Genomic DNA, 4916 nt, shown 5'->3' on the forward strand with positions numbered 1-4916 from the left:
CAAGAATTGTTTCTTTATTAACACCATTTACTTATAACAAGATGCATTTATTAGATTATAGTAGTCGTTCTGCATTTAGTGATATTTATTCATATAATGGAGATGGCAAAGTTCATGATGATGCTCTTGATGCATTATCAGCTGCATATTTAATTATGTCTTTAAATTATCGTGATAGAAGTCAACATTTTACTAAATTTACTTTCATTTAGCTTATAAATTATTGTATAATAATTACATAAGGAGATTCTTTATGGAGTATATGCAAATGGAGCCTGTAATTACTAGGCAGATGGTATTAAATGAGCTTGTAAAAGCTGGTATTAAGAGAGATATTGCGGACGATTTATCTTATAGATACTATAAAAATGAACTTACTACTAAAGATCTTCAGTATTTAAAAGAAAACTTTGACATCAAATTAAAACATTTAGAAGAAAAAATTTTTGACACGAAAGAAGAACTTATTAATAGAATGGATAGTAAGTTCACTGAACTTGATAATAAGATAAATACTGTTGAAAATAACTTAAAATCAGAGATTTCTCTTGTAAGAAAAGATATGGAACTGAATAAAATAGAACTTGATACTAAGATAGATAAATTTGCATCAGAGGTTAAAGGAACATTTAAATTACATGCATGGATGTTTGGAACTATTATTACCATTAATGTAGGAATATTTCTAGCATTAATATCTATGCTATATGCATTGTTTATAAAGTAAATTTAAATAAATGAATATTTCTTCTATCTAAAGAATAAGTTTAAATTTTTTTTGCAATTTTTTATAATTTTTGCTATTATTTTTTAGCAAAAATAAATAATTGATCTATAATTATTTTTTGTATATTGAATAAGGTTAAATAGGGTTGTAAAGGTTGGAGAAATAATGAAATACAATTCTAAAATCAATTCTTATGAATTATATAAACATTCAATATTTTTCAGGAATTATATAAATAATGTTGCAGAAGACGTTCTTCACAATGGGATCAACTTAGAAGTTATTTATAGTACTGCTTTAAGTGGTATTGAAGATACGTTAGATAATCTAAAAGTAGAACTTAAAGAAGCACTGTTGAATTGTATCATAAGTTACAGATTTAATGGTGTTGGCTATATTTTGGTCAAAACAGCAGGAGATGATAATCTTGACTTAAAAATTAATTCAGAATTACCAATTGGATTTGTGTATTTAGATTTTAGTTGTGTGCGAGATAGGGGTTCTAAGTCTTCTTATGTCATATATTCATTCAAAGAAGAGGATGATGAGGGAGTTTTAGTTAGAAAAGAAGTCAAGATCCATAAGAGTCGTTTGATTATATATGAGAATTATGACTATATTTTGGGTTCATATACACCATGTTATACACAAAGTTTTCTTCTAAATGTAGTTCTTTTTGAGACTATCTATCAAGAGATAGATAGAAGGATTCGAAACTACAATTTTTTATTTTACAAGGATGAGTCTTTAGCAGAGATTAATGATGCTATAAGTAAAGCATCTTTGCAATTTAATTTACTTACCAAAAGCAATAAAGATAATAGTTCTGGTATGTTTAAGAAGCTTTTTAAGCGCAATTCTGATGATGGTAGTGTTGATAATAGTGGTGATGAGAGTGTAAAGAGGGGTACCAATATCTTGAATGCACTAAACAATGATTTGTCCCTCGAACTTGAGAGACTAAAATCCAATTTGAATAATGATGGGATATTCTATTCTGGAAGTGAGTCTGCACATTTAGAAGTTATGAAATATGAACTTACTTTTTTGAAAGATACTTTAGAACTTGTAAAAGCAAAAATAGGAGCAGATACTAAAGAACCATTAACTAGGAGTTTCAATGAACAAACTAAAGGTCTTGGCAATGATGGTAAAGGAGACCGAAGTAATTATTATGATTTTTTGAAGGGGGTGCAAGAACGGATTGAAATTGCGGTAAATCAGAAGCTTAATCAATATTTTGGTCTTGATATGAGATTCAATTCTCTAATTCTTTTGAGCGAAACTGACAAGATTGAGCATGATATCAAATTACTTGAACTTTATGAGAAATATAAGAGTGCTATAGGTTATGAAGAATTGTCAGAAAAGTCAGTTGAACTTTTGAAAGATAAATTGTTTTTTGGAGAAATTTTCTTAGGAGGTCAATAACGAATGAAAACAGAAACTAAAGAAAACAATAAAGTAGTTAGTAAAAATGTCAAAGTAATTAGCAAAGCTAATAATGTAGAAAGCGAAGTTCCTACAAAGACTATTAGTTTGGACGAATATAATCAGTATATGAAGTATAAAAAGGGACTTGCTAAGAATGATAAGCAGATATTATCAAACAAAGCAGGTAAACCTTTGAGTATAAATCAAAGAGTAGCGCAAGAATTAGCCGAAGTCAAGGCAAAGAATAAAGCAAAGAATCAAATCTTACAAGAAGCCATCAAACTTAATGAAATTGATTCTCTGTCAAAGAAATATTTGAGTAGTCATTTTAACAAGGAGGCGCTGTTATCACGTGGGCACAGCTTAGATGAGATTATGTTAGCGCAAAAGCGAGAACTTGTTAGAAAGTATGTTCCAAGGGATCAAATTAGGGCTATAGCTAAGATAGATAATCTTGAGCATATCAAAGGTACATTATTAGATATGCTTGTAAATCTTGCCAAAACTTCTATAAAAAAGACTACAAAGAACAAAAGTTTTACTACTAAAAGTATTGGTAAATCTGCTATTAAATTTGAAGATAATATTTCTACTGCCTCACCACACTTCAAGTCAAGCAATAACAATGAATTGAGGAGCGGCATTGTGAATAGATATAAAGAACTGTTAAAACTATCTTCAAAGGTTAGGAAAAAAAGATCTAGAGTTTAAGGAGACTAAATGGCAGATATTGCAAAACTAAAAAAGGAATATGAAGATAAGCTTAAAGAAATAAAGTCTTATATGAAGAATCCAAGTGTTGATCCTGGATTGTTTAGTAATAATACTGAATTTAGAGATAAGAATCTGCATTTTGCAGCATCAGGTGGTACTACTACAAGTAGTGTAGATATCATTGAAAATATGCCATCTAAAGGATATCCATATAAGCGTGGTGTCAAATTGGATTTTTCTGATGTTAAATATGAACCAGTTGTAGTACCAGGTGGTGGTAGTGATCTATATGGGATCTGTATTGACATTGATGATTATACAGAAACAGCTCAAGTTGTTCCCATTAACAATAATTTTCAAGGTTGGTTGATCGCTAAAAAGGATAATGCTACGAGTATTGCTATTGGAGATAAATTGAAATTCAATAATTTTGGGGAACTAGAGAAAGATACTAGCTCATCAAGACTCATTAATGCAGTTGCACTTTCTAAAGCTTTTAAACTTAATGAAAATCTTTACATAATACATGTTTCTATATTTGGTAATAGGGCTAAAAGTTAATGAGTGATAAAATCAATGATGTAGAATTGTCTTCTCAAGTAGAGGATACAAAAGAACAAGCTGGTCTTGAGATTGATCTTGAAGATATTGAATCAGAAGTTCAAGTAAATCAAGATAGTAGTTCTCATACTCCTAAAAACAGAAAAAGAAGAGGAGCAGAAGATTTAAGTGTAAATCTCAATAGTCGTTTTGGAGTAGAGAAAGAAAAGCAATACAGATTGGCGTATCTTAGACTTAAGAAGTATACTAAAACAACAACAGAAGATTTGGCTGTAAGAAGTTGTGCAAAGAATGGTTTTCAGGGCAATGCCGATTTTCCTTATATCTTAACGCAAACTATCTCAAGCAGCGTAGACAAATATGAAAATTATCCATATAAAGGTTTTCCATACAAACGTGCCGTTAAATTGAGTTTTGATACTGATGGGTCTGTTTTTGTTGAGACAAGCGATGATTCTAACGTATATGGCATGTGTGTTGATGTTGATGAGTATACTAATACTGCTTGTGTAGTTCCAATTACTAATAATGTTTCTGGTTATTTTATATGTGCAGATTCTAGTATACAATGTGGTGACCATTTAGATTTTAATTCCGAAGGCGAATTGGTAAAAGCCAGTTCTAATTTACCTACTTCAATCAATATTATTGCATTAAGTAATACATATAAGCATGATTTTAGAACTCCAGCTGAACAAAGCGATTCGTCTTTTAGCTCAAGTAGTGATTTTATAATTCATTTTGTCGAAGTCACTATATTTGGCAACAAAGCCATACAAAGAAAAAGCTAAAAATAAAAAGGAGGTTAGAGTATGCCAGATATGAAACAGCTCATCAAAGATTATGAGGACAAAAGAAAAGCTCTGGCGGCTGTTATCAAAGGTGGTAGCAAAGAAGTAGCCGTTAGAAGTAATACTTTTGATTTTAGAAATAAAGGACCAAGTGTTGGCGATGGTGGGTTTACCGCTTCTAGTAGTAATATAAAAATAGAAAACTGGCCTAGTAAAAACTATCCCTACAAATGTGGTGTTAAGGTCGCAACAAATCCAATCAAAGCTAATGAGGTTCACTATGAATCTTATGTTCAACCAGGTGGTGGGGGTGATTTGTATGGAATATGCATTGACATTGATGATTATACAGAAACAGCTCAAGTTGTTCCTATTACTTCTGGTGGTTATCAAGCTTGGCTTTTTGCAAAAGACGCAACAATCAAAAGAGGCGACAAAATTAAGTTCACCGATAAAGGTGAAGCAGAAAAATCTACTGGTTCAAATACCATTTATAATGCAATTGCTGTAGAAGATACGGTATCTTTACCAGATAATACGTATCTAGTTCATGTGAAATTTGTTGGCAATAATGCCCAATAATTCAATAAAGGAGGTTTGAAATGGAATTATACGAAGAAGATTATTATGAACAAGAAGTTATTCAAGCAACAGAGGAAGTAGAATTACCAAAATTTTACGATTGGTTC

The 4916-nt window shown here is 30.7% G+C and carries 6 protein-coding genes and 1 pseudogene; all 7 read left to right on the forward strand.

Annotated features, from left to right (window positions below):
• Positions 1–212: pseudogene (locus U880_RS10215) on the forward strand (PBSX family phage terminase large subunit); the annotation flags it as partial.
• Between the two features lie 11 nt (positions 213–223).
• The gene (bdr, locus tag U880_RS0105785) at positions 224–727 is read left to right on the forward strand and encodes a Bdr family repetitive protein (protein ID WP_024655145.1); all 504 of its coding nucleotides are present in this window, start codon (positions 224–226) and stop codon (positions 725–727) included.
• 165 nt (positions 728–892) lie between these two features.
• Complete coding sequence (locus tag U880_RS0105790; protein ID WP_024655146.1) at positions 893–2158, forward strand: anti-CBASS protein Acb1 family protein; 1266 nt, start codon at positions 893–895, stop codon at positions 2156–2158.
• A 3-nt stretch (positions 2159–2161) separates the two neighbouring features.
• Entirely contained in the window at positions 2162–2872 is a 711-nt protein-coding gene (locus U880_RS0105795) for a DUF1357 family protein (RefSeq protein WP_024655147.1), read from the forward strand.
• 9 nt (positions 2873–2881) lie between these two features.
• Entirely contained in the window at positions 2882–3436 is a 555-nt protein-coding gene (locus U880_RS0105800; protein WP_024655148.1) for a DUF228 domain-containing protein, read from the forward strand.
• Positions 3436–4227, forward strand: coding sequence for a DUF228 domain-containing protein (locus tag U880_RS10575; RefSeq protein WP_024655149.1), 792 nt, complete (start codon positions 3436–3438; stop codon positions 4225–4227). The genes U880_RS0105800 and U880_RS10575 overlap by 1 nt, the downstream gene beginning before the upstream one ends.
• A 21-nt stretch (positions 4228–4248) precedes the next feature.
• Positions 4249–4809 carry a DUF228 domain-containing protein gene (locus U880_RS0105810; protein ID WP_024655150.1) on the forward strand — a complete coding sequence of 187 codons (561 nt, stop codon included), beginning with the start codon at positions 4249–4251 and terminating at the stop codon, positions 4807–4809.
• The last annotated feature ends 107 nt before the right edge of the window (positions 4810–4916 follow it).

The organism is Borrelia hispanica CRI (genome assembly GCF_000500065.1).
In the GTDB taxonomy this organism is placed as follows: Bacteria; Spirochaetota; Spirochaetia; order Borreliales; family Borreliaceae; genus Borrelia; species Borrelia hispanica.